This window comes from Citrobacter amalonaticus (assembly GCF_002918555.1).
Classification (GTDB): domain Bacteria; phylum Pseudomonadota; class Gammaproteobacteria; order Enterobacterales; family Enterobacteriaceae; genus Citrobacter_C; species Citrobacter_C amalonaticus_A.
In genome coordinates this window covers 1-19422 of record NZ_PQMB01000011.1, presented here as the reverse complement: position 1 = coordinate 19422, position 19422 = coordinate 1, and the positions used below count along the sequence as shown (strand labels likewise).

The following is a 19422-nucleotide window of genomic DNA, read 5'->3' as shown; positions in this document are numbered from 1 at the left end:
ATGGCAGCGAAAATCCGTCGTGATGACGAAGTTATCGTGTTAACCGGTAAAGATAAAGGTAAGCGCGGTAAAGTTAAGAATGTCCTGTCTTCCGGCAAGGTCATCGTTGAAGGTATCAACCTGGTTAAGAAGCACCAGAAGCCGGTTCCGGCTCTGAACCAACCAGGCGGCATTGTAGAGAAAGAAGCAGCTATTCAGATCTCTAACATTGCAATCTTCAATGCGGCAACCGGCAAGGCTGACCGTGTAGGCTTTAGATTCGAAGACGGCAAAAAAGTCCGTTTCTTTAAATCTAACAGCGAAACTATCAAGTAATTTGGAGTAGTACGATGGCGAAACTGCATGATTACTACAAAGACGAAGTAGTTAGCAAACTCATGACTGAGTTTAACTACAATTCTGTCATGCAAGTCCCTCGGGTCGAGAAGATCACCCTGAACATGGGTGTTGGTGAAGCGATCGCTGACAAGAAACTGCTGGATAACGCAGCAGCTGACCTGACAGCAATCTCCGGTCAAAAACCGCTGATCACCAAAGCACGCAAATCAGTTGCAGGCTTCAAAATCCGTCAGGGCTATCCGATCGGCTGTAAAGTAACTCTGCGTGGCGAACGCATGTGGGAGTTCTTTGAGCGCCTGATCACTATTGCTGTACCGCGTATCCGTGACTTCCGTGGCTTGTCCGCTAAGTCTTTCGACGGTCGTGGTAACTACAGCATGGGTGTCCGTGAGCAGATCATCTTCCCAGAAATCGACTACGATAAAGTCGACCGCGTTCGTGGTTTGGATATTACCATTACCACTACTGCGAAATCTGACGAAGAAGGCCGTGCTCTGCTGGCTGCCTTTGACTTCCCGTTCCGCAAGTAAGGTAGGGTTACTAAATGGCTAAGCAATCAATGAAAGCACGCGAAGTAAAACGCGTAGCTTTAGCTGATAAATACTTCGCGAAACGCGCTGAACTGAAAGCAATCATCTCTGATGTGAACGCTTCTGACGAAGATCGTTGGAATGCTGTTCTGAAGCTGCAGTCTCTGCCGCGTGATTCCAGCCCGTCCCGTCAGCGTAACCGCTGCCGTCAAACAGGTCGTCCACATGGCTATGTGGGCAAGTTCGGGTTGAGCCGTATTAAGCTGCGTGAAGCCGCCATGCGCGGTGAAGTGCCAGGCTTGAAAAAGGCTAGCTGGTAATTGTCACCAATTGAATCACGGGAGTAAAGACAGATGAGCATGCAAGATCCGATCGCGGATATGCTGACCCGTATCCGTAACGGTCAGGCCGCGAACAAAGTTGCGGTCACCATGCCTTCCTCCAAGCTGAAAGTGGCAATTGCCAACGTGCTGAAGGAAGAAGGTTTTATTGAAGATTTTAAAGTTGAAGGCGACACCAAGCCGGAACTGGAACTGACTCTTAAGTATTTCCAGGGTAAAGCTGTTGTAGAAAGCATTCAGCGTGTCAGCCGCCCAGGTCTGCGCATCTATAAACGTAAAGATGAGCTGCCGAAAGTTATGGCGGGTCTGGGTATCGCAGTTGTTTCTACCTCTAAAGGTGTTATGACTGATCGTGCAGCGCGCCAGGCTGGTCTTGGTGGCGAAATTATCTGCTACGTAGCCTAATCGGAGGAAAAAATGTCTCGTGTTGCTAAAGCACCGGTCGTTGTTCCTGCCGGCGTTGATGTAAAAATCAACGGTCAGGTTATTACGATCAAAGGTAAAAACGGCGAGCTGACTCGTACTCTCAACGATGCTGTTGAAGTTAAACATGCAGATAATGCACTGACCTTCGGTCCGCGTGATGGTTACGCAGACGGTTGGGCACAGGCTGGTACCGCGCGTGCCCTGCTGAACTCAATGGTTATCGGTGTTACCGAAGGCTTCACTAAGAAGCTGCAGCTGGTTGGTGTAGGTTATCGTGCAGCGGTTAAAGGGAATGTAGTAAACCTGTCTTTAGGTTTCTCTCACCCGGTTGACCATCAGCTGCCAGCAGGTATTACTGCAGAATGTCCGACTCAGACTGAAATCGTGCTGAAAGGCGCTGATAAGCAGGTGATCGGCCAGGTTGCAGCAGATCTGCGCGCCTACCGTCGTCCTGAGCCTTACAAAGGCAAGGGTGTTCGTTACGCCGACGAAGTCGTGCGTACCAAAGAGGCTAAGAAGAAGTAAGGTAACACTATGGATAAGAAATCTGCTCGTATCCGTCGTGCGACCCGCGCACGCCGCAAGCTCAAAGAGCTGGGCGCAACTCGCCTGGTGGTACATCGTACCCCGCGTCATATTTACGCACAGGTAATTGCACCGAACGGTTCTGAAGTTCTGGTAGCTGCTTCTACTGTAGAAAAAGCTATCGCTGAACAACTGAAGTACACCGGTAACAAAGACGCGGCTGCAGCTGTGGGTAAAGCTGTCGCTGAACGCGCTCTGGAAAAAGGCATCAAAGATGTGTCCTTTGACCGTTCCGGGTTCCAATATCATGGTCGTGTCCAGGCACTGGCAGATGCTGCCCGTGAAGCTGGCCTTCAGTTCTAAGGTAGAGGTGTAAGATGGCTCACATCGAAAAACAAGCTGGCGAACTGCAGGAAAAGCTGATCGCGGTAAACCGCGTATCTAAAACCGTTAAAGGTGGTCGTATTTTCTCCTTCACAGCTCTGACTGTAGTTGGCGATGGTAACGGTCGCGTTGGTTTTGGTTACGGTAAAGCGCGTGAAGTTCCAGCAGCGATCCAGAAGGCGATGGAAAAAGCCCGTCGCAACATGATTAACGTCGCGCTGAATAACGGCACCCTGCAACACCCGGTTAAAGGTGTTCACACGGGTTCTCGTGTATTCATGCAGCCAGCTTCCGAAGGTACCGGTATCATCGCCGGTGGTGCAATGCGCGCCGTTCTGGAAGTTGCTGGAGTTCATAACGTTCTGGCTAAAGCATACGGTTCCACCAACCCGATCAACGTGGTTCGTGCAACTATTGATGGCCTGGAAAATATGAATTCTCCAGAAATGGTCGCTGCCAAGCGTGGTAAATCCGTTGAAGAAATTCTGGGGAAATAAACCATGGCAAAGACTATTAAAATTACTCAAACCCGCAGTGCAATCGGTCGTCTGCCGAAACACAAGGCAACGCTGCTTGGCCTGGGTCTGCGTCGTATTGGTCACACCGTAGAGCGCGAGGATACTCCTGCTGTTCGCGGTATGGTCAACGCGGTTTCCTTCATGGTTAAAGTTGAGGAGTAAGAGATGCGTTTAAATACTCTGTCTCCGGCCGAAGGCTCTAAAAAGGCGGGTAAACGCCTGGGTCGTGGTATCGGTTCTGGCCTCGGTAAAACCGGTGGTCGTGGTCACAAAGGTCAGAAGTCTCGTTCTGGCGGTGGCGTACGTCGCGGTTTCGAGGGTGGTCAGATGCCTCTGTACCGTCGTCTGCCGAAATTCGGCTTCACCTCTCGTAAAGCAGCGATTACAGCCGAAGTTCGTCTGTCTGACCTGGCGAAAGTAGAAGGCGGCGTTGTAGACCTGAATACGCTGAAAGCAGCAAACATTATCGGTATCCAGATCGAGTTCGCGAAAGTGATCCTGGCTGGTGAAGTCACTACTCCGGTAACTGTTCGTGGCCTGCGTGTTACTAAAGGCGCTCGTGCTGCTATCGAAGCTGCTGGCGGTAAAATCGAGGAATAAGTAGCAGATGGCTAAACAACCGGGATTAGATTTTCAAAGTGCCAAAGGTGGCTTAGGCGAGCTGAAACGCAGACTGCTGTTTGTTATCGGTGCGCTTATTGTGTTCCGTATTGGCTCTTTTATTCCGATCCCTGGTATTGATGCCGCTGTACTTGCCAAACTGCTTGAGCAACAGCGAGGCACCATCATTGAAATGTTTAACATGTTCTCTGGTGGTGCTCTCAGCCGTGCTTCTATCTTTGCCCTGGGTATTATGCCGTACATTTCGGCATCAATTATTATCCAGCTGCTGACGGTGGTTCATCCAACGTTGGCAGAAATCAAGAAAGAAGGGGAGTCTGGTCGTCGTAAGATCAGCCAGTACACCCGCTACGGTACTCTGGTGCTGGCGATATTCCAGTCGATCGGTATTGCTACCGGTCTGCCGAATATGCCTGGTATGCAGGGCCTGGTGATGAATCCAGGCTTTGCATTCTATTTCACCGCTGTTGTAAGTCTGGTTACAGGAACGATGTTCCTGATGTGGTTGGGCGAACAGATTACTGAACGTGGTATCGGTAACGGTATCTCTATCATTATCTTCGCCGGTATTGTCGCGGGACTCCCGCCAGCCATTGCCCATACTATCGAGCAAGCGCGTCAAGGCGACCTGCACTTCCTCGTGTTGCTGTTGGTTGCAGTATTAGTATTTGCAGTGACGTTCTTTGTTGTATTTGTTGAACGTGGTCAACGCCGCATTGTGGTAAACTACGCGAAACGTCAACAAGGTCGTCGTGTCTATGCTGCACAGAGCACACATTTACCGCTGAAAGTGAATATGGCGGGGGTAATCCCGGCAATCTTCGCTTCCAGTATTATTCTGTTCCCGGCAACCATCGCGTCATGGTTCGGGGGCGGGACTGGTTGGAACTGGCTGACAACAATTTCGCTGTATTTGCAGCCTGGGCAACCGCTTTATGTGTTACTCTATGCGTCTGCAATCATATTCTTCTGTTTCTTCTATACGGCGTTGGTTTTCAACCCGCGTGAAACAGCAGATAACCTGAAGAAGTCCGGTGCATTTGTACCAGGAATTCGTCCGGGAGAGCAAACGGCGAAGTATATCGATAAAGTAATGACTCGCCTGACTTTAGTTGGTGCGCTTTACATTACCTTTATCTGCCTGATCCCGGAGTTCATGCGTGATGCAATGAAAGTACCGTTCTACTTCGGTGGGACCTCATTGCTTATCGTTGTTGTCGTGATTATGGACTTTATGGCTCAAGTGCAAACTCTGATGATGTCCAGTCAGTATGAGTCTGCATTGAAGAAGGCGAACCTGAAAGGCTACGGCCGTTAATTGGGTGCCCGAGAAGTTACGGAGAGTAAAAATGAAAGTTCGTGCTTCCGTCAAGAAATTATGCCGTAACTGCAAAATCGTTAAGCGTGATGGTGTCATCCGTGTGATTTGCAGTGCCGAGCCGAAGCATAAACAGCGCCAAGGCTGATTTTTTCGCATATTTTTCTTGCAAAGTTGGGTTGAGCTGGCTAGATTAGCCAGCCAATCTTTTGTATGTCTGTACGTTTCCATTTGAGTATCCTGAAAACGGGCTTTTCAGCATGGTGCGTACATATTAAATAGTAGGAGTGCATAGTGGCCCGTATAGCAGGCATTAACATTCCTGATCAGAAACATGCTGTGATCGCATTAACTTCGATCTACGGCATCGGTAAGACCCGTTCTAAAGCCATTCTGGCTGCAGCGGGTATCGCTGAAAATGTTAAGATCAGTGAGCTGTCTGAAGGACAAATCGACACACTGCGTGACGAAGTTGCTAAATTTGTCGTTGAAGGTGATCTGCGCCGTGAAATCAGCATGAGCATCAAGCGCCTGATGGATCTTGGTTGCTATCGCGGTTTGCGTCATCGTCGTGGTCTTCCGGTTCGCGGTCAGCGTACCAAGACCAACGCACGTACCCGTAAGGGTCCGCGCAAACCGATCAAGAAATAATCGGGGTGATTGAATAATGGCAAAGGCACCAATTCGTGCACGTAAGCGTGTAAGAAAACAAGTCTCTGACGGCGTGGCTCATATCCATGCTTCTTTCAACAACACCATCGTGACTATCACTGATCGTCAGGGTAACGCGCTGGGTTGGGCAACAGCCGGTGGTTCCGGTTTCCGTGGTTCTCGCAAATCCACTCCGTTTGCAGCTCAGGTTGCAGCAGAGCGTTGCGCTGACGCCGTAAAAGAATACGGTATCAAGAATCTGGAAGTTATGGTTAAAGGTCCGGGTCCAGGCCGCGAATCAACTATTCGTGCTCTGAACGCCGCTGGTTTCCGCATCACTAATATTACTGATGTGACTCCGATCCCTCATAACGGTTGTCGTCCGCCGAAAAAACGTCGCGTATAACGCTTCGTTTTCCAGGTTTGTTGGAGAAAGAAAATGGCAAGATATTTGGGTCCTAAGCTCAAGCTGAGCCGTCGTGAGGGCACCGACTTATTCCTTAAGTCTGGCGTTCGCGCGATCGATACCAAGTGTAAAATTGAACAAGCTCCTGGCCAGCACGGTGCGCGTAAACCGCGTCTGTCTGACTATGGTGTGCAGTTGCGTGAAAAGCAAAAAGTTCGCCGTATCTACGGTGTGCTGGAGCGTCAGTTCCGTAACTACTATAAAGAAGCAGCACGTCTGAAAGGCAACACCGGTGAAAACCTGTTGGCTCTGCTGGAAGGTCGTCTGGACAACGTTGTATACCGTATGGGCTTCGGTGCCACTCGTGCAGAAGCACGTCAGCTGGTTAGCCACAAAGCGATTATGGTAAACGGTCGTGTTGTTAACATCGCTTCTTATCAGGTTAGTCCGAATGACGTTGTTAGCATTCGTGAGAAAGCGAAGAAGCAGTCTCGCGTGAAAGCCGCTCTGGAGCTGGCTGAGCAGCGTGAAAAGCCAACCTGGCTGGAAGTTGATGCTGGCAAGATGGAAGGTACGTACAAGCGTAAGCCTGAGCGTTCTGATCTGTCTGCGGACATTAACGAACACCTGATCGTCGAGCTTTACTCCAAGTAAAGCTTAGTACCAAAGAGAGGACACAATGCAGGGTTCTGTGACAGAGTTTCTAAAACCGCGCCTGGTAGATATCGAGCAAGTGAGTTCGACGCACGCCAAGGTGACCCTTGAGCCTTTAGAGCGTGGCTTCGGCCATACTTTGGGTAACGCACTGCGCCGTATTCTGCTCTCATCGATGCCGGGTTGCGCGGTGACCGAGGTTGAGATTGATGGTGTACTACATGAGTACAGCACCAAAGAAGGCGTTCAGGAGGATATCCTGGAGATCCTGCTCAACCTGAAAGGGCTGGCGGTGAGAGTTCAGGGTAAAGATGAAGTTATTCTTACCTTGAATAAATCTGGCATTGGCCCTGTGACTGCAGCCGACATTACCCACGACGGTGATGTCGAAATCGTCAAGCCGCAGCACGTGATCTGCCACCTGACCGATGAGAACGCGTCTATTAGCATGCGTATCAAAGTTCAGCGCGGTCGTGGTTATGTGCCGGCTTCTACCCGAATTCATTCGGAAGAAGATGAGCGCCCAATCGGCCGTCTGCTGGTCGACGCATGCTACAGCCCTGTAGAGCGTATTGCCTACAATGTTGAAGCAGCGCGTGTAGAACAGCGTACCGACCTGGACAAGCTGGTCATCGAAATGGAAACCAACGGCACAATCGATCCTGAAGAGGCGATTCGTCGTGCGGCGACCATTCTGGCTGAACAACTGGAAGCTTTTGTTGATTTACGTGATGTACGTCAGCCGGAAGTGAAAGAAGAGAAACCAGAATTCGATCCGATCCTGCTGCGCCCTGTTGACGATCTGGAATTGACTGTCCGCTCTGCTAACTGCCTTAAAGCAGAAGCTATCCACTATATCGGTGATCTGGTACAGCGTACTGAGGTTGAGCTTCTTAAGACGCCTAACCTTGGTAAAAAATCTCTTACTGAGATTAAAGACGTGCTGGCTTCCCGTGGACTGTCTCTGGGCATGCGCCTGGAAAACTGGCCACCGGCAAGCATCGCTGACGAGTAACCGGATCACAGGTTAAGGTTTTACTGAGAAGGATAAGGTCATGCGCCATCGTAAGAGTGGTCGTCAACTGAACCGCAACAGCAGCCATCGCCAGGCTATGTTCCGCAACATGGCAGGTTCACTGGTTCGTCATGAAATCATCAAGACGACCCTGCCTAAAGCGAAAGAGCTGCGCCGCGTAGTTGAGCCGCTGATTACTCTTGCCAAGACTGATAGCGTAGCTAATCGTCGTCTGGCATTCGCCCGTACTCGTGATAACGAGATCGTGGCAAAACTGTTTAACGAGCTGGGCCCGCGTTTTGCGAGCCGCGCCGGTGGTTACACTCGCATTCTGAAGTGTGGCTTCCGTGCAGGCGACAACGCGCCGATGGCATACATCGAGCTGGTTGATCGTTCTGAGTCGAAAGCAGAAGCTGCTGCAGAGTAATCTGTGGTAACGTAAAAAAACCCGCTCCGGCGGGTTTTTTTATATCTGCCCCGCCCTCACTTATCTACAATATCTGTACTCTTTTTGTTCATCCCTGGAGCGTTTATGTGGTTACTGGACCAGTGGGCGGAGCGTCATATTATTGATGCACAGACGAAGGGAGAATTTCAGAATCTCTCTGGCAGCGGCGAACCGCTGATTCTGGATGATGACTCGTATGTTCCAGCGGAACTCCGCGCGGGTTATCGCCTGTTGAAAAATGCGGGCTGTCTTCCGCCAGAACTTGAACAGCGCAAAGAAGCCATTCAGCTGCTGGATCTACTTAAAGGCGTTCGGCAAGATGATCCGCAGTACCCAGAATTGAGTCGCCGATTATCTCTCCTCGAAATGAAGTTGCGTCAGGCTGGGCTAAGCACCGAATTTTTACGCGGCGAGTATGCAGACAAACTGCTGCAGAAGATTGATAACAATTAATGGAGCCTGTATGTATCGCATTGGTGAACTGGCAAAACTGGCGGAAGTGACTCCTGATACCATCCGCTACTATGAAAAGCAGCAAATGATGGAACATGAGGTGCGCACGGAAGGAGGATTTCGGTTGTATACGGAAAACGATCTTCAGCGTCTCAAATTTATCCGCTATGCCCGACAACTTGGTTTTACGCTTGAGTCGATCCGTGAACTATTGTCGATCCGCGTTGATCCAGAGCATCACACCTGCCAGGAATCTAAAGGGATTGTTCAGGAGAGACTGAAAGAGGTTGAAGCCAGAATTGCCGAACTGCAAAGCATGCAGCGCTCATTGCAACGTCTGAATGATGCCTGCTGTGGAACTGCACACAGTAGTGTGTACTGCTCGATACTGGAAGCGCTGGAGCAGGGGGCCAGCGGAGTAAAGTCGGGTGGTTGATTTATTAATCTGGCGGGACTAAACTTGCGCCGTTAAACCATACAAACTGGAGCTATTATGAGTCGTTATCAGCATATGAAAGGGCAGATAAAGGACAATGCCATAGAGGCGTTACTGCATGACCCACTGTTCAGACAACGTGTTGAAAAAAACAAGAAAGGGAAAGGGAGCTATCTGCGTAAAGGTAAGCATGGTAACCGGAGTAACTGGGAGGCCAGTGGCAAGAAAGTGAATCACTTTTTTACCACTGGCCTTCTGCTTTCAGTAGCCTGTTAAGAGCGATTATTCTGTTCTTTCAGCAGATCGCGGATCTCTGTAAGCAGTACTTCTTCTTTTGTTGGTGCAGGCGGTGCGGCAGGTTCTTCAGCCTTTTTACGATTGAGTTTGTTGATAAGCTTAATTGCCATAAAGATGGCAAAAGCAACAATAATAAAATCGAAGATGTTCTGGATAAACATACCATAATGCATAACGACAGCCGGGATATCTCCCTGCGCATCGCGTAACGTAAAGGCAAACTGTTTAAAATCGATCCCACCAATTAATAAACCCAGCGGTGGCATGATGATATCGGCAACCAGTGATGAAACAATCTTACCGAATGCCGCACCGATAATGACACCCACCGCCAAATCCACAACATTCCCGCGCATCGCGAATTCGCGAAACTCTTTAATAATGCTCATTTTATTCTCCCTATGCAGCTGACGTTTATAAGTTTAACAAATGTTAAGAGATTTTCCATTTGTTGATATTCTCTTTAGAAAAATAAATTAAACCTTGATATTAAAAGGGAATTGAAAAGGGTGCGGTTTCAGCACCCTCAAAAATTACAGGAAGAAAGGACTTGGCTGGAATAAGCGTTCAACGTCGGTAATAAACTTTTTATCGGTCAGGAACATAATGACATGGTCACCCTGTTCAATACGCAGGTTATCATTGGCGATCATTACGTCGTTACCGCGAACCACTGCCCCGATTATCGTTCCCGGCGGAAGTTTAATTTCGTCAATTACCCGGCCAACAACGCGTGAGGTACTTTCATCTCCGTGAGCAACGGCTTCTATTGCCTCTGCTACGCCTCGACGCAATGAAGACACACCCACAATATCGGCTTTGCGCACATGGCTGAGTAACGCAGAGATCGTTGCCTGCTGCGGTGAAATGGCAATATCAATGACGCTGCCCTGCACCAGATCGACATAGGCCCGGCGCTGAATGAGCACCATCACCTTTTTGGCTCCCATACGTTTGGCGAGCATCGCTGACATAATGTTAGCTTCATCATCGTTGGTTACGGCGATGAACAGATCAACCTGATCGATATGCTCCTCTGCAAGAAGTTCCTGATCTGAAGCATCCCCAAAAAAGACGATCGTATTTTGCAGTTTCTCGGCAAGTTCGGCAGCTCGTTGCTGATCTCGTTCGATCAACTTCACGCTGTAATCTTTTTCCAGACGACGCGCGAGGCCAGCACCGATATTACCGCCACCAACCAGCATAATACGCTTGTATGGTTTTTCCAGACGCTGAAGTTCACTCATTACCGCGCGGATATGCTGTGATGCGGCGATGAAGAAGACTTCATCGCCGGCTTCCACAATGGTAGATCCCTGCGGACGAATTGGGCGGTCATGGCGAAAAATGGCCGCGACACGAGTATCGATATGCGGCATATGTTCCCGCATTGTCGACAGTGCATTACCGATTAATGGTCCACCGTAATAGGCCTTCACGACCGCCAGACTGACCTTGCCTTCAGCAAAATTCACCACCTGCAGCGCGCCTGGATACTCAATCAGGCGGTAAATACTATCGATAACCAGCTGCTCAGGTGCAATCAGATGATCAATAGGAACGGCTTCGGAGTGGAACAGTTTGTCAGCGTCACGAACATAATCAGGGGAACGGATACGCGCGATACGGTTTGGTGTATTGAACAGCGAGTAGGCCACCTGACAGGCGACCATATTTGTTTCATCTGAGCTGGTGACGGCGACCAGCATATCGGCATCGTCCGCACCCGCTTCGCGTAACACGCGGGGATGAGAACCATGCCCTTGTACGACGCGGAGATCAAACTTGTCCTGCAGGCTGCGCAGACGTTCTCCGTTGGTATCAACCACCGTGATGTCGTTGTTCTCACCGACCAGGTTCTCAGCCAGCGTACCGCCGACCTGTCCTGCACCCAGTATGATAATTTTCATCAATCGCGACCCGTTATCTCATCACTTTTTGATTAGCTTAGCGTAAAAGAAGCCGTCACCTTCTTCAGTACCCGGTAGATTTTGCTGACCAGGTTGCTCCGGGTTACCTGTTTCGCTAAGCACGGCATCCGCTGTACGTTGCAAAAAGGCTTTAATTTGCTGACTGTTCTCTTCCGGTAATACAGAACAGGTGGCGTAAACCAGCGTTCCTCCGGATTTGAGATGCGGCCATATCGCATCCAGGATTTCAGATTGTAGATGAGCCAGTTCAGCAATATCCCGATCGCGGCGCAGCCACTTGATGTCCGGATGACGGCGAATAACGCCAGTGGCAGAACAGGGAGCATCCAGGAGGATACGATCAAATTGCTGCTCACCGCACCACTGCGCTGGATAACGACCATCACCCTGTTTAACGGTGGCTTTCATCCCCAGGCGTTTCAGGTTGTCATAGACGCGGGAGAGACGTTGCTCATCAATATCGACGGCCCACACCTGCGACTCAGGAGCCGCTTCGAGAATGTGCGTTGTTTTACCGCCAGGAGCGGCACACAGATCCAGAACATGTTCGCCGTTTTTCGGGGTAAGGAAACTGATGCAGCCCTGAGCGGAGGCATCCTGAACCGTAACCCAGCCTTCTTCGAATCCTGGTAAAGCATGCACTGGAGCGGGTTTTTCCAGGCGTACGGCGTCAGGGTAAGCAGGATGAGTAAAACCCTCCATACCTGCATCTTTAAGCAATGCCAGCCAGCTGTCGCGCGAATGATGTATACGGTTCACGCGCAGCCACATGGGGGGACGTTGATTGTTGGCTTCAACAATTTCTTCCCAGTTTGAGGGATATGCTTTTTGCAGGCGTTTCAGTAGCCAGGAAGGATGTAAAAAGCGCGCATCGCTACGGGAAAATTCGGCCAACAGCTCTTCCTGCTGACGTTGAAACTGACGTAATACGCCATTGATCAATCCTTTAAGCTGTGGGCGCTTTATGGCTATTGCGCCTTCAACCGTCTCTGCCAGCGCTGCATGAGGCGGAATGCGGGTATACAGCAACTGATAAAAGCCCACCATAATCAGGTAGTGCACGGTACGCTGTTTCCCGGTCATCGGCCGGGACATCAGCTTGTTGATAAGCCAGTCCAGCTGCGAAAGCGTACGCAATACGCCAAAGCAAAGTTCCTGAAGCAGTGCTTTGTCTTTATCCGATACTTTTTGCTGTAGTGGCGGGAGCACATTGCTCAACGACTGCCCTTGTTCGATAACCTGTTCAACAGCCTGTGCTGCCAGACTGCGTAAATTGAGTTGTTTTTTCATAAGCGCAAAATAAAAATGCCCGGCAACACCGGGCGTATTAAGAAGTGACCGTCAGGCCAGACGGGTGCCAGGAACAAACCATTCCCGGCGTGAATTTAAAAGATCCTGGGCGCTCATCGCTTTTTTCCCCGCAGGTTGCAGCGAAAGGAGATTCAGAATGTTGTTGCCGGTCGCAACCTGAATACCTTGTTTTGTCGCCTCAAGGATGGTTCCTGGTTCGGCGTTGGTTGCCGACTCAATCACTGACGCCTGCCAGACTTTTACTGGCTGACCATCAATTTCTATCCAACTCATTGGCCAGGGATTAAAGGCACGGATGCAGCGCTCCAGCTGTTCCGCAGATAACGTCCAGTCGATACGCGCTTCTTCTTTGCTGAGCTTTTCTGCATGGGTGGCCAGTGCTTCATCTTGTACAACCGGTTTTGTAGTGCCTGCGGCAAGTTGTTTTAGTGTTTCAATCAGCCCCTGCGGTCCCAGGATCGCCAGCTTGTCGTACAACGTACCGCTGGTGTCTTCTGCGGTGATTGGGCACGCAAGCTTATAAAGCATGTCGCCCGTGTCCAGACCGACATCCATCTGCATGATTGTTACGCCCGTTTCGGCATCGCCAGCCCAGAGTGAACGTTGAATTGGCGCTGCTCCGCGCCAGCGCGGAAGCAGGGAACCGTGAACGTTAATACAGCCCAGGCGCGGCATATCCAGCACCGCCTTTGGCAGAATCAGACCATAGGCCACAACAACCATAACGTCTGCGTGTAGCTCAGAAACTAAATGCTGATTTTCTTGCGGACGTAACGAGACAGGCTGAAATACAGGTATGCCTTTCTCTTCAGCCAGTATTTTCACCGGGCCAGGCATCAGCTTTTTACCCCGTCCTGCAGGGCGGTCTGGTTGGGTAAACACGCCAACGACGTTATGTCCAGAAGACAACAGCGCGTCGAGATGACGCGCTGCAAAGTCAGGTGTACCCGCAAAAATAATTCGTAGTGAATCTGGCACGTTAGTTCTTGTCCTTAAGCCCGGGCGTTCAGGCGATCGAGTTTTTCAACTTTCTGACGAATACGTTGTTGCTTCAGTGGCGACAGATAGTCGATGAACAGCTTCCCAACCAGGTGATCCATCTCATGTTGAATGCAGATGGCCAGCAGACCGTCGGCTTCCAGCTCAAAAGATTTACCTTCGCGATCGAGTGCGCGAATTTTCACTTTTTCAGCACGCGGCACCAAAGCCCGCTGCTCAGGAATAGACAGACAACCTTCTTCAATACCGGTCTCCCCGCTTTTTTCCAGCAGTTCCGGATTAATGAGCACCAGACGCTCATCGCGGTTTTCTGAAACATCAATCACGATGATACGTTGATGGATATCGACCTGGGTTGCTGCCAGACCAATACCTTCCTCCGCGTACATCGTCTCGAACATATCATCGACGATACGCTGAATTTCTGCATTTACTTCTTCTACCGGTTTCGCGACTTTGCGAAGGCGCTCGTCCGGAATATGTAACACTTGCAAAACTGACATAGTTATCCAGAGTTGTGTTCAGGAGTTGGAAAGATTATTACCACTATTCTAGACAAATCCCCCTCTGATTGACAGCATCAGTGACCAATCGCAAAGATTGCCAGGACTGCTTGTGGCAAGGGGATAAGGATGACCCGTACGGAAATTTGGCTACGTTTGATGAGCATCAGCGAATTGTACGGTGATGAGATGGTTCGTATCGCTCACTGTCTGATGACTCAGTCCCATATTGATAACATGGTACTTCGACATGCCGGGCTCTCTGGGCGGCAGGCTGAGCGATTTTTAACGTTTCCTGATAAAGATCTGGAAGATACGTTGCGCTGGCTTGAGAACCCTCAACATCATTTGCTCATTGCTGACAACGATAACTATCCTGCCCAGCTTCACGCTATTGACGATTATCCGGGGGCTCTTTTTGTTGCTGGCGAGCCCGAATGTCTTAATCATTTCCAGCTCGCTGTGGTGGGTAGTCGCGTCCACTCATGGTATGGCGAACGCTGGGGAAGGCTGTTTTGTGAAAAACTAGCGGCCAGCGGAGTGACCATTACCAGTGGACTGGCGAGGGGCATTGATGGTGTGGCGCATCAGGCCGCGCTTCAGGTTAAAGGGATAACGGTCGCGGTTCTGGGGAACGGCCTGAAAACCATCTATCCACGACATCATGTCCGACTCGCTGAAAATTTGCTGGCAGCGGGAGGGGCGCTGGTTTCTGAATTCCCACTGACCACATATCCACTTGCGCGAAATTTCCCGCGCAGAAATCGCATTATCAGCGGCTTAAGTAAAGGTGTGCTGGTGATTGAGGCAACCCTACGAAGTGGCTCACTGGTTACCGCCCGTTGTGCGCTGGAGCAGGGGCGTGATGTTTTTGTTTTACCGGGGCCGGTAGGAAATCCGGGAAGTGAAGGTCCTCATTGGCTGGCTAAACAAGGGGCCACACTTGTGACGGCACCAGAGGAAATACTGGAAAATTTGCAATATGGACTGCAATGGCTGCCAGATGTGCCTGAAAATTCATTTTATTCACCGGAACGAGAAGTCGTGGCATTGCCATTTCCTGAGCTCCTGGCTAACGTAGGAGATGAGGTAACACCTGTTGACGTCGTCGCTGAACGTGCCGGCCAACCTGTGCCAGAGGTCGTGGCTCAACTGCTCGAACTGGAGTTAGCAGGATGGATCGCAGCTGTACCCGGCGGCTATGTCCGATTGAGGAGGGCATGCCATGTTCGACGTACTAATGTATTTGTTTGAGACATACATCCACAATGAGGCTGAACTGCGTGTGGATCAGGACAAACTTGAACGGGATCTTACCGACGCTGGTTTTGAGCGTGAAGACATCTACAACGCGCTACTGTGGCTGGAAAAACTTGCTGACTACCAGGAAGGACTTGCTGAACCCATGCAGCTTGCTTCCGACCCTCTCTCTGTTCGTATTTATACTCCAGAAGAGTGCGATCGCCTGGATGCCAGTTGCCGGGGATTTTTGTTATTCCTGGAGCAGATTCAGGTGCTAAACCTCGAAACGCGGGAAATGGTGATTGAACGCGTGCTCGCGCTGGATACCGCAGAATTCGACCTGGAAGACCTGAAGTGGGTGATCCTGATGGTTTTGTTCAACATTCCAGGGTGTGAAAATGCATATCAGCAAATGGAAGAATTACTCTTTGAAGTGAATGAAGGTATGCTGCATTAATCAACCTTAATACAGCATGAATTATTATGGCTAAATCTGCACTGTTCACGGTGCGTAAAAATGAGCCCTGTCCACAGTGTGGGGCTGAGCTGGTTATACGCTCCGGGAAACATGGACCGTTTCTCGGCTGCTCGAACTATCCGGAATGTGACTATATCCGTTCGCTGAAGTCGTCAGCAGACGGACACATTGTCAAAGTTCTGGAGGGAAAGTTTTGTCCTGTCTGCGGCGCAGAATTGGTGCTGCGGCAGGGACGTTTTGGTATGTTCATCGGCTGCAGTAATTATCCTGCGTGCGAGCATACCGAACTCATCGACAAGCCTGATGAAACCGCCATTACCTGTCCCCAGTGCCAGACGGGCCACCTGGTTCAACGGCGTTCTCGTTATGGTAAAACTTTTCACTCCTGCGATCGCTATCCGGAGTGCCAGTTTGTCATTAACTTCAAACCGGTAGCGGGGGAGTGTCCTGAGTGTCATTATCCGCTACTCATCGAAAAGAAAACTGCGCAGGGTGTGAAGTACTTTTGCGCCAGTAAACAATGTGGAAAGCCGGTTCCGGTGGAACAAAAAAGTGAATAATATCCTGCCAACAGACACCATCGCTGCTGCGGTGGCGGTATTGAATAAAGAAAATGTCATCGCTTACCCAACGGAGGCTGTTTTCGGCGTCGGATGCGACCCGGACAGCGAAACAGCGGTTACCCGTCTGCTGAAGCTAAAGCAGCGCCCTGTGGATAAAGGGTTAATCTTGATTGCGGCGAGCTTCGAACAACTCAAGCCCTATATTGACGACAGTATGCTGACGGATGCTCAACGAGAGGCGGTATTTGCGTGCTGGCCCGGCCCGGTTACGTTTGTTTTTCCTGCTCCTGCAACAACGCCGCGCTGGCTGACCGGCCGTTTTGATTCCCTGGCGGTTCGTGTCACGGATCATCCGCTGGTGGTTGCATTGTGCCAGGCTTATGGTAAGCCGCTGGTTTCAACCAGCGCTAACCTGAGCGGATTACCACCTTGTCGTACGGTGGAAGAAGTGCACAATCAGTTTGGTTCAGATTTCCCGGTGGTTGTCGGTGAAACCGGTGGTCGGTTGAACCCTTCTGAAATTCGCGACGCCCTGACGGGTAAACTGTTTCGACAGGGGTAAGATAATGGAAACCTACGCTGTTTTTGGTAATCCTGTCGCGCACAGTAAGTCGCCGTTTATTCATCAGCAATTTGCTCAGCAGTTGAATATTGCTCATCCGTACGGGCGAGTGCTGGCTCCTGTTAATGACTTCATTAATACCCTCAACGCTTTTTTTGCTGAGGGAGGAAAAGGCGCGAACATTACAGTGCCTTTCAAAGAAGAGGCATTTGCACGTGCCGATGAGCTGACAGAGCGCGCGGCACTGGCTGGTGCAGTCAATACACTCAAATTGCTGGATGACGGTCGATTACTCGGTGATAACACCGACGGAATAGGGTTGTTGAGCGATCTTAAACGTCTCGCTTTTATCCGTCCCGGACTGCGTATCTTACTCATCGGGGCGGGAGGCGCATCTCGTGGCGTATTGTTACCGTTGCTTTCTATGGATTGCGCCGTGACGATTGTGAATCGAACGGCTTCTCGCGCTGAGGAACTGGCGCAGATTTTCGCCCATACCGGGAGCGTTCAGGCTGTGGGGATGGATGAGCTGGATGGATATGAGTTTGATCTGATCATCAATGCAACTTCCAGCGGGATCAGCGGTGAAATTCCGTCGATTCCTGCATCGCTCGTTCATTCGTCTGTCTGCTGCTATGACATGTTTTACCAAAAAGGGAATACGCCGTTTCTTTCCTGGTGTGTGCAGCAGGGGGGAAAACGTTATGCCGACGGCCTGGGAATGCTGGTGGGGCAAGCTGCCCATGCCGTTTTGCTCTGGCATGGCGTGTTGCCGGAGATTGAGCCAGTGATTGTGCGGCTGCAACAGGAACTGTCGGCATGAACCAGGCGATTCAGTTTCCGGACAGGGAGGAGTGGCGTGCGGATAAAGACGCGGTTTGCTTTCCTGCGCTGGTAAATGGCATGCAACTGATGTGTGCAATTAAAGGAGAAACGCTGGCGCGCCGCTTCGGTGGAGATCATCCTGAACAGTGGTTAGCTTACTTTCGGGAAAATCGCTGGGATCTGGAAGAAGAAGCGGAAGTGTTGATCCAGACCCAGCAGGAAAACGATCAAGGATGGGTTTGGTTCTCCTGATCGAGGTATTCGTCTTTCCATTGCACATAGTTTTTCGCAGAGTATTGCAATCCGGCTTTCTCTGTGTCATTCAGCGGGCGGATCTGTTTTACCGGGCTGCCCAAATAGAGATAGCCGCTTTCCAGGCGTTTGTTTTGTGGTACCAGGCTCCCCGCGCCAATCATAACGTCATCTTCAATGATCGCCCCATCTAACAGGATCGAGCCCATCCCGACCAGAACACGGTTGCCGATAATGCAGCCGTGGAGCATGACTTTATGCCCCACTGTCACATCTTCACCCACAATTAAGGGATTACCCTCAGTATTGGACGTTGATTTATGAGTGACGTGCAGCACGCTGCCATCCTGGATATTGGTGCGCGCACCGATTTCGATATAGTTTACATCACCTCGAATCGCGACAAGCGGCCAGATCCCAACATCGTCCGCCAGACGCACGTCACCAATGACAACGCTGCTGCTATCGATCATCACCCGTTGACCGATCTGTGGGAAAAGATCTTTATAAGGGCGCAATACGTCAGACATGTTTACCTCAAGTAAAGAGAACAGTAATGAAGACTTTGGTCGTGATTTTGGCCTTGCGCAAGTGATTCAGCTATCAAAAATCAGCCAAATTGCGCATGAATGGAACGAAAGGGGTGAAAAATCAACAAACAGAAAAAAAGATCGAAAAAAGGCTTGTGCAATAAAATGGGATCCCTATAATGCGCCTCCATCGACACGGCGGATGTGAATCACTTCACACAAACAGCCGGGCCGGTTGAAGAGAAAAATCCTGAAATTCAGGGTTGACTCTGAAAGAGGAAAGCGTAATATACGCCACCTCGCGACAGAGCGTTGAAGCGCGTCGCAACTGCTCTTTAACAATTTATCAGACAATCTGTGTGGGCACTCAAAGTGACATGGATTCTTAATGTCTTCGGACAATAAATGAATACCAAGTCTCTGGAGTGAACACGTAATTCATTACGAAGTTTAATTCTACGAGCATCAAACTTAAATTGAAGAGTTTGATCATGGCTCAGATTGAACGCTGGCGGCAGGCCTAACACATGCAAGTCGAACGGTAACAGGAAGCAGCTTGCTGCTTYGCTGACGAGTGGCGGACGGGTGAGTAATGTCTGGGAAACTGCCCGATGGAGGGGGATAACTACTGGAAACGGTAGCTAATACCGCATAACGTCGCAAGACCAAAGAGGGGGACCTTCGGGCCTCTTGCCATCGGATGTGCCCAGATGGGATTAGCTAGTAGGTGGGGTAACGGCTCACCTAGGCGACGATCCCTAGCTGGTCTGAGAGGATGACCAGCCACACTGGAACTGAGACACGGTCCAGACTCCTACGGGAGGCAGCAGTGGGGAATATTGCACAATGGGCGCAAGCCTGATG

At 50.4% G+C, this 19422-nt stretch carries 32 protein-coding genes and 1 rRNA gene; 27 read left to right on the top strand and 6 right to left on the bottom strand.

Features of this window, described 5'->3' with window-relative positions; translation table 11 throughout:
* The 19 genes from rplX (at position 1) to arfA (ending at position 9341) form a co-directional block, all read left to right on the top strand.
* A complete protein-coding gene (gene rplX, locus C3432_RS27075) occupies positions 1 to 315 on the top strand; it encodes a 50S ribosomal protein L24 (RefSeq protein ID WP_015962742.1) in 315 nt (104 codons plus the stop codon).
* A 14-nt stretch (positions 316 to 329) separates the two neighbouring features.
* On the top strand, positions 330 to 869 hold the full coding sequence (rplE, locus tag C3432_RS27070) for a 50S ribosomal protein L5 (protein ID WP_103780723.1): 540 nt from the start codon (positions 330 to 332) through the stop codon (positions 867 to 869).
* A 14-nt stretch (positions 870 to 883) separates the two neighbouring features.
* On the top strand, positions 884 to 1189 hold the full coding sequence (gene rpsN / locus C3432_RS27065) for a 30S ribosomal protein S14 (RefSeq protein WP_001118929.1): 306 nt from the start codon (positions 884 to 886) through the stop codon (positions 1187 to 1189).
* A 33-nt stretch (positions 1190 to 1222) separates the two neighbouring features.
* Positions 1223 to 1615: a 30S ribosomal protein S8 gene (rpsH, locus tag C3432_RS27060; protein WP_058684833.1), complete on the top strand. Its 393-nt coding sequence runs from the start codon at positions 1223 to 1225 to the stop codon at positions 1613 to 1615.
* A gap of 12 nt (positions 1616 to 1627) precedes the next feature.
* Positions 1628 to 2161 (top strand): 50S ribosomal protein L6, encoded by a 534-nt coding sequence (rplF, locus tag C3432_RS27055; protein WP_000091939.1) that lies wholly within the window; start codon positions 1628 to 1630, stop codon positions 2159 to 2161.
* A 9-nt stretch (positions 2162 to 2170) separates the two neighbouring features.
* A complete protein-coding gene (gene rplR / locus C3432_RS27050; protein ID WP_000358956.1) occupies positions 2171 to 2524 on the top strand; it encodes a 50S ribosomal protein L18 in 354 nt (117 codons plus the stop codon).
* A gap of 14 nt (positions 2525 to 2538) precedes the next feature.
* Positions 2539 to 3042, top strand: coding sequence for a 30S ribosomal protein S5 (gene rpsE / locus C3432_RS27045; RefSeq protein WP_000940121.1), 504 nt, complete (start codon positions 2539 to 2541; stop codon positions 3040 to 3042).
* A gap of 3 nt (positions 3043 to 3045) precedes the next feature.
* Positions 3046 to 3225, top strand: a complete 180-nt coding sequence (gene rpmD / locus C3432_RS27040; RefSeq protein ID WP_001140434.1) for a 50S ribosomal protein L30 — start codon at positions 3046 to 3048, stop codon at positions 3223 to 3225.
* A 3-nt stretch (positions 3226 to 3228) separates the two neighbouring features.
* On the top strand, positions 3229 to 3663 hold the full coding sequence (gene rplO / locus C3432_RS27035; RefSeq protein WP_001238917.1) for a 50S ribosomal protein L15: 435 nt from the start codon (positions 3229 to 3231) through the stop codon (positions 3661 to 3663).
* A gap of 7 nt (positions 3664 to 3670) precedes the next feature.
* Complete coding sequence (gene secY, locus C3432_RS27030; protein ID WP_001118864.1) at positions 3671 to 5002, top strand: preprotein translocase subunit SecY; 1332 nt, start codon at positions 3671 to 3673, stop codon at positions 5000 to 5002.
* A gap of 31 nt (positions 5003 to 5033) precedes the next feature.
* The gene (rpmJ, locus tag C3432_RS27025; RefSeq protein WP_000868187.1) at positions 5034 to 5150 is read left to right on the top strand and encodes a 50S ribosomal protein L36; all 117 of its coding nucleotides are present in this window, start codon (positions 5034 to 5036) and stop codon (positions 5148 to 5150) included.
* Between the two features lie 146 nt (positions 5151 to 5296).
* Positions 5297 to 5653 (top strand): 30S ribosomal protein S13, encoded by a 357-nt coding sequence (gene rpsM / locus C3432_RS27020; protein ID WP_012908431.1) that lies wholly within the window; start codon positions 5297 to 5299, stop codon positions 5651 to 5653.
* Between the two features lie 16 nt (positions 5654 to 5669).
* The gene (gene rpsK, locus C3432_RS27015; protein WP_001029684.1) at positions 5670 to 6059 is read left to right on the top strand and encodes a 30S ribosomal protein S11; all 390 of its coding nucleotides are present in this window, start codon (positions 5670 to 5672) and stop codon (positions 6057 to 6059) included.
* A 33-nt stretch (positions 6060 to 6092) separates the two neighbouring features.
* Positions 6093 to 6713 (top strand): 30S ribosomal protein S4, encoded by a 621-nt coding sequence (gene rpsD / locus C3432_RS27010; RefSeq protein WP_000135226.1) that lies wholly within the window; start codon positions 6093 to 6095, stop codon positions 6711 to 6713.
* A gap of 25 nt (positions 6714 to 6738) precedes the next feature.
* Positions 6739 to 7728, top strand: coding sequence for a DNA-directed RNA polymerase subunit alpha (locus tag C3432_RS27005; protein ID WP_001162094.1), 990 nt, complete (start codon positions 6739 to 6741; stop codon positions 7726 to 7728).
* 40 nt (positions 7729 to 7768) lie between these two features.
* Entirely contained in the window at positions 7769 to 8155 is a 387-nt protein-coding gene (gene rplQ / locus C3432_RS27000) for a 50S ribosomal protein L17 (protein WP_001216372.1), read from the top strand.
* 105 nt (positions 8156 to 8260) lie between these two features.
* Positions 8261 to 8629 carry a DnaJ family domain-containing protein gene (locus C3432_RS26995; protein ID WP_103780721.1) on the top strand — a complete coding sequence of 123 codons (369 nt, stop codon included), beginning with the start codon at positions 8261 to 8263 and terminating at the stop codon, positions 8627 to 8629.
* A 10-nt stretch (positions 8630 to 8639) separates the two neighbouring features.
* Positions 8640 to 9065, top strand: coding sequence for a Zn(2+)-responsive transcriptional regulator (gene zntR / locus C3432_RS26990; protein ID WP_103780719.1), 426 nt, complete (start codon positions 8640 to 8642; stop codon positions 9063 to 9065).
* Between the two features lie 57 nt (positions 9066 to 9122).
* Complete coding sequence (gene arfA, locus C3432_RS26985; RefSeq protein WP_103780717.1) at positions 9123 to 9341, top strand: alternative ribosome-rescue factor ArfA; 219 nt, start codon at positions 9123 to 9125, stop codon at positions 9339 to 9341.
* Here the strand turns inward: arfA and mscL are convergent.
* The 5 genes from mscL to def all read right to left on the bottom strand — a co-directional run bounded on the left by mscL (position 9338) and on the right by def (position 14106).
* Positions 9338 to 9751: a large-conductance mechanosensitive channel protein MscL gene (gene mscL, locus C3432_RS26980; protein WP_103780715.1), complete on the bottom strand. Its 414-nt coding sequence runs from the start codon at positions 9749 to 9751 to the stop codon at positions 9338 to 9340. The two genes, arfA and mscL, sit on opposite strands and share 4 nt — an antisense overlap.
* A 144-nt stretch (positions 9752 to 9895) precedes the next feature.
* The gene (gene trkA, locus C3432_RS26975) at positions 9896 to 11272 is read right to left on the bottom strand and encodes a Trk system potassium transporter TrkA (protein ID WP_012908437.1); all 1377 of its coding nucleotides are present in this window, start codon (positions 11270 to 11272) and stop codon (positions 9896 to 9898) included.
* Between the two features lie 21 nt (positions 11273 to 11293).
* Positions 11294 to 12583 (bottom strand): 16S rRNA (cytosine(967)-C(5))-methyltransferase RsmB, encoded by a 1290-nt coding sequence (gene rsmB, locus C3432_RS26970; protein ID WP_103780712.1) that lies wholly within the window; start codon positions 12581 to 12583, stop codon positions 11294 to 11296.
* Between the two features lie 51 nt (positions 12584 to 12634).
* Entirely contained in the window at positions 12635 to 13582 is a 948-nt protein-coding gene (gene fmt / locus C3432_RS26965) for a methionyl-tRNA formyltransferase (protein ID WP_103780709.1), read from the bottom strand.
* Between the two features lie 14 nt (positions 13583 to 13596).
* Positions 13597 to 14106, bottom strand: a complete 510-nt coding sequence (gene def, locus C3432_RS26960; protein ID WP_103780706.1) for a peptide deformylase — start codon at positions 14104 to 14106, stop codon at positions 13597 to 13599.
* Between the two features lie 129 nt (positions 14107 to 14235).
* Between def and dprA the strand changes: the two genes are divergently transcribed.
* The 6 genes from dprA to C3432_RS26930 are packed head-to-tail and all read left to right on the top strand — an operon-like array spanning position 14236 to position 18028.
* A complete protein-coding gene (gene dprA / locus C3432_RS26955) occupies positions 14236 to 15360 on the top strand; it encodes a DNA-protecting protein DprA (protein ID WP_103780703.1) in 1125 nt (374 codons plus the stop codon).
* Complete coding sequence (smg, locus tag C3432_RS26950) at positions 15332 to 15805, top strand: DUF494 family protein Smg (protein WP_103780701.1); 474 nt, start codon at positions 15332 to 15334, stop codon at positions 15803 to 15805. The genes dprA and smg overlap by 29 nt, the downstream gene beginning before the upstream one ends.
* A 26-nt stretch (positions 15806 to 15831) precedes the next feature.
* Entirely contained in the window at positions 15832 to 16386 is a 555-nt protein-coding gene (locus C3432_RS26945; RefSeq protein WP_103780698.1) for a DNA topoisomerase family protein, read from the top strand.
* Positions 16379 to 16951, top strand: coding sequence for an L-threonylcarbamoyladenylate synthase type 1 TsaC (gene tsaC, locus C3432_RS26940; RefSeq protein WP_103780696.1), 573 nt, complete (start codon positions 16379 to 16381; stop codon positions 16949 to 16951). The genes C3432_RS26945 and tsaC overlap by 8 nt, the downstream gene beginning before the upstream one ends.
* Positions 16952 to 16955: 4 nt before the next feature.
* Positions 16956 to 17774 (top strand): shikimate dehydrogenase, encoded by an 819-nt coding sequence (aroE, locus tag C3432_RS26935; RefSeq protein WP_103780694.1) that lies wholly within the window; start codon positions 16956 to 16958, stop codon positions 17772 to 17774.
* On the top strand, positions 17771 to 18028 hold the full coding sequence (locus tag C3432_RS26930; RefSeq protein WP_103780691.1) for a DUF1488 family protein: 258 nt from the start codon (positions 17771 to 17773) through the stop codon (positions 18026 to 18028). Before aroE ends, C3432_RS26930 begins: the two co-directional genes overlap by 4 nt.
* Here C3432_RS26930 and C3432_RS26925 read toward each other — a convergent pair.
* Positions 18004 to 18558 carry a gamma carbonic anhydrase family protein gene (locus tag C3432_RS26925; RefSeq protein ID WP_103780689.1) on the bottom strand — a complete coding sequence of 185 codons (555 nt, stop codon included), beginning with the start codon at positions 18556 to 18558 and terminating at the stop codon, positions 18004 to 18006. The genes C3432_RS26930 and C3432_RS26925 overlap by 25 nt on opposite strands.
* On the opposite strand from C3432_RS26925, the gene C3432_RS26920 reads away from it, so the two are divergent.
* Entirely contained in the window at positions 18557 to 18766 is a 210-nt protein-coding gene (locus tag C3432_RS26920) for a hypothetical protein (protein ID WP_103780687.1), read from the top strand. The two genes, C3432_RS26925 and C3432_RS26920, sit on opposite strands and share 2 nt — an antisense overlap.
* A gap of 265 nt (positions 18767 to 19031) precedes the next feature.
* Positions 19032 to 19422, top strand: a 16S ribosomal RNA gene (locus tag C3432_RS26915); the annotation flags it as partial.

Coding starts and splice junctions, on each gene's coding strand:
- rplX (WP_015962742.1), top strand. CDS start 1: ATGGCAGCGAAAATCCGTCGTGATGACGAAGTTATCGTGTTAACCGGT.
- rplE (WP_103780723.1), top strand. CDS start 330: ATGGCGAAACTGCATGATTACTACAAAGACGAAGTAGTTAGCAAACTC.
- rpsN (WP_001118929.1), top strand. CDS start 884: ATGGCTAAGCAATCAATGAAAGCACGCGAAGTAAAACGCGTAGCTTTA.
- rpsH (WP_058684833.1), top strand. CDS start 1,223: ATGAGCATGCAAGATCCGATCGCGGATATGCTGACCCGTATCCGTAAC.
- rplF (WP_000091939.1), top strand. CDS start 1,628: ATGTCTCGTGTTGCTAAAGCACCGGTCGTTGTTCCTGCCGGCGTTGAT.
- rplR (WP_000358956.1), top strand. CDS start 2,171: ATGGATAAGAAATCTGCTCGTATCCGTCGTGCGACCCGCGCACGCCGC.
- rpsE (WP_000940121.1), top strand. CDS start 2,539: ATGGCTCACATCGAAAAACAAGCTGGCGAACTGCAGGAAAAGCTGATC.
- rpmD (WP_001140434.1), top strand. CDS start 3,046: ATGGCAAAGACTATTAAAATTACTCAAACCCGCAGTGCAATCGGTCGT.
- rplO (WP_001238917.1), top strand. CDS start 3,229: ATGCGTTTAAATACTCTGTCTCCGGCCGAAGGCTCTAAAAAGGCGGGT.
- secY (WP_001118864.1), top strand. CDS start 3,671: ATGGCTAAACAACCGGGATTAGATTTTCAAAGTGCCAAAGGTGGCTTA.
- rpmJ (WP_000868187.1), top strand. CDS start 5,034: ATGAAAGTTCGTGCTTCCGTCAAGAAATTATGCCGTAACTGCAAAATC.
- rpsK (WP_001029684.1), top strand. CDS start 5,670: ATGGCAAAGGCACCAATTCGTGCACGTAAGCGTGTAAGAAAACAAGTC.
- rpsD (WP_000135226.1), top strand. CDS start 6,093: ATGGCAAGATATTTGGGTCCTAAGCTCAAGCTGAGCCGTCGTGAGGGC.
- C3432_RS27005 (WP_001162094.1), top strand. CDS start 6,739: ATGCAGGGTTCTGTGACAGAGTTTCTAAAACCGCGCCTGGTAGATATC.
- rplQ (WP_001216372.1), top strand. CDS start 7,769: ATGCGCCATCGTAAGAGTGGTCGTCAACTGAACCGCAACAGCAGCCAT.
- C3432_RS26995 (WP_103780721.1), top strand. CDS start 8,261: ATGTGGTTACTGGACCAGTGGGCGGAGCGTCATATTATTGATGCACAG.
- zntR (WP_103780719.1), top strand. CDS start 8,640: ATGTATCGCATTGGTGAACTGGCAAAACTGGCGGAAGTGACTCCTGAT.
- arfA (WP_103780717.1), top strand. CDS start 9,123: ATGAGTCGTTATCAGCATATGAAAGGGCAGATAAAGGACAATGCCATA.
- mscL (WP_103780715.1), bottom strand. CDS start 9,751: ATGAGCATTATTAAAGAGTTTCGCGAATTCGCGATGCGCGGGAATGTT.
- trkA (WP_012908437.1), bottom strand. CDS start 11,272: ATGAAAATTATCATACTGGGTGCAGGACAGGTCGGCGGTACGCTGGCT.
- rsmB (WP_103780712.1), bottom strand. CDS start 12,583: ATGAAAAAACAACTCAATTTACGCAGTCTGGCAGCACAGGCTGTTGAA.
- def (WP_103780706.1), bottom strand. CDS start 14,106: ATGTCAGTTTTGCAAGTGTTACATATTCCGGACGAGCGCCTTCGCAAA.
- dprA (WP_103780703.1), top strand. CDS start 14,236: ATGACCCGTACGGAAATTTGGCTACGTTTGATGAGCATCAGCGAATTG.
- smg (WP_103780701.1), top strand. CDS start 15,332: ATGTTCGACGTACTAATGTATTTGTTTGAGACATACATCCACAATGAG.
- C3432_RS26945 (WP_103780698.1), top strand. CDS start 15,832: ATGGCTAAATCTGCACTGTTCACGGTGCGTAAAAATGAGCCCTGTCCA.
- aroE (WP_103780694.1), top strand. CDS start 16,956: ATGGAAACCTACGCTGTTTTTGGTAATCCTGTCGCGCACAGTAAGTCG.
- C3432_RS26930 (WP_103780691.1), top strand. CDS start 17,771: ATGAACCAGGCGATTCAGTTTCCGGACAGGGAGGAGTGGCGTGCGGAT.
- C3432_RS26920 (WP_103780687.1), top strand. CDS start 18,557: ATGTTTACCTCAAGTAAAGAGAACAGTAATGAAGACTTTGGTCGTGAT.
- C3432_RS26925 (WP_103780689.1), bottom strand. CDS start 18,558: ATGTCTGACGTATTGCGCCCTTATAAAGATCTTTTCCCACAGATCGGT.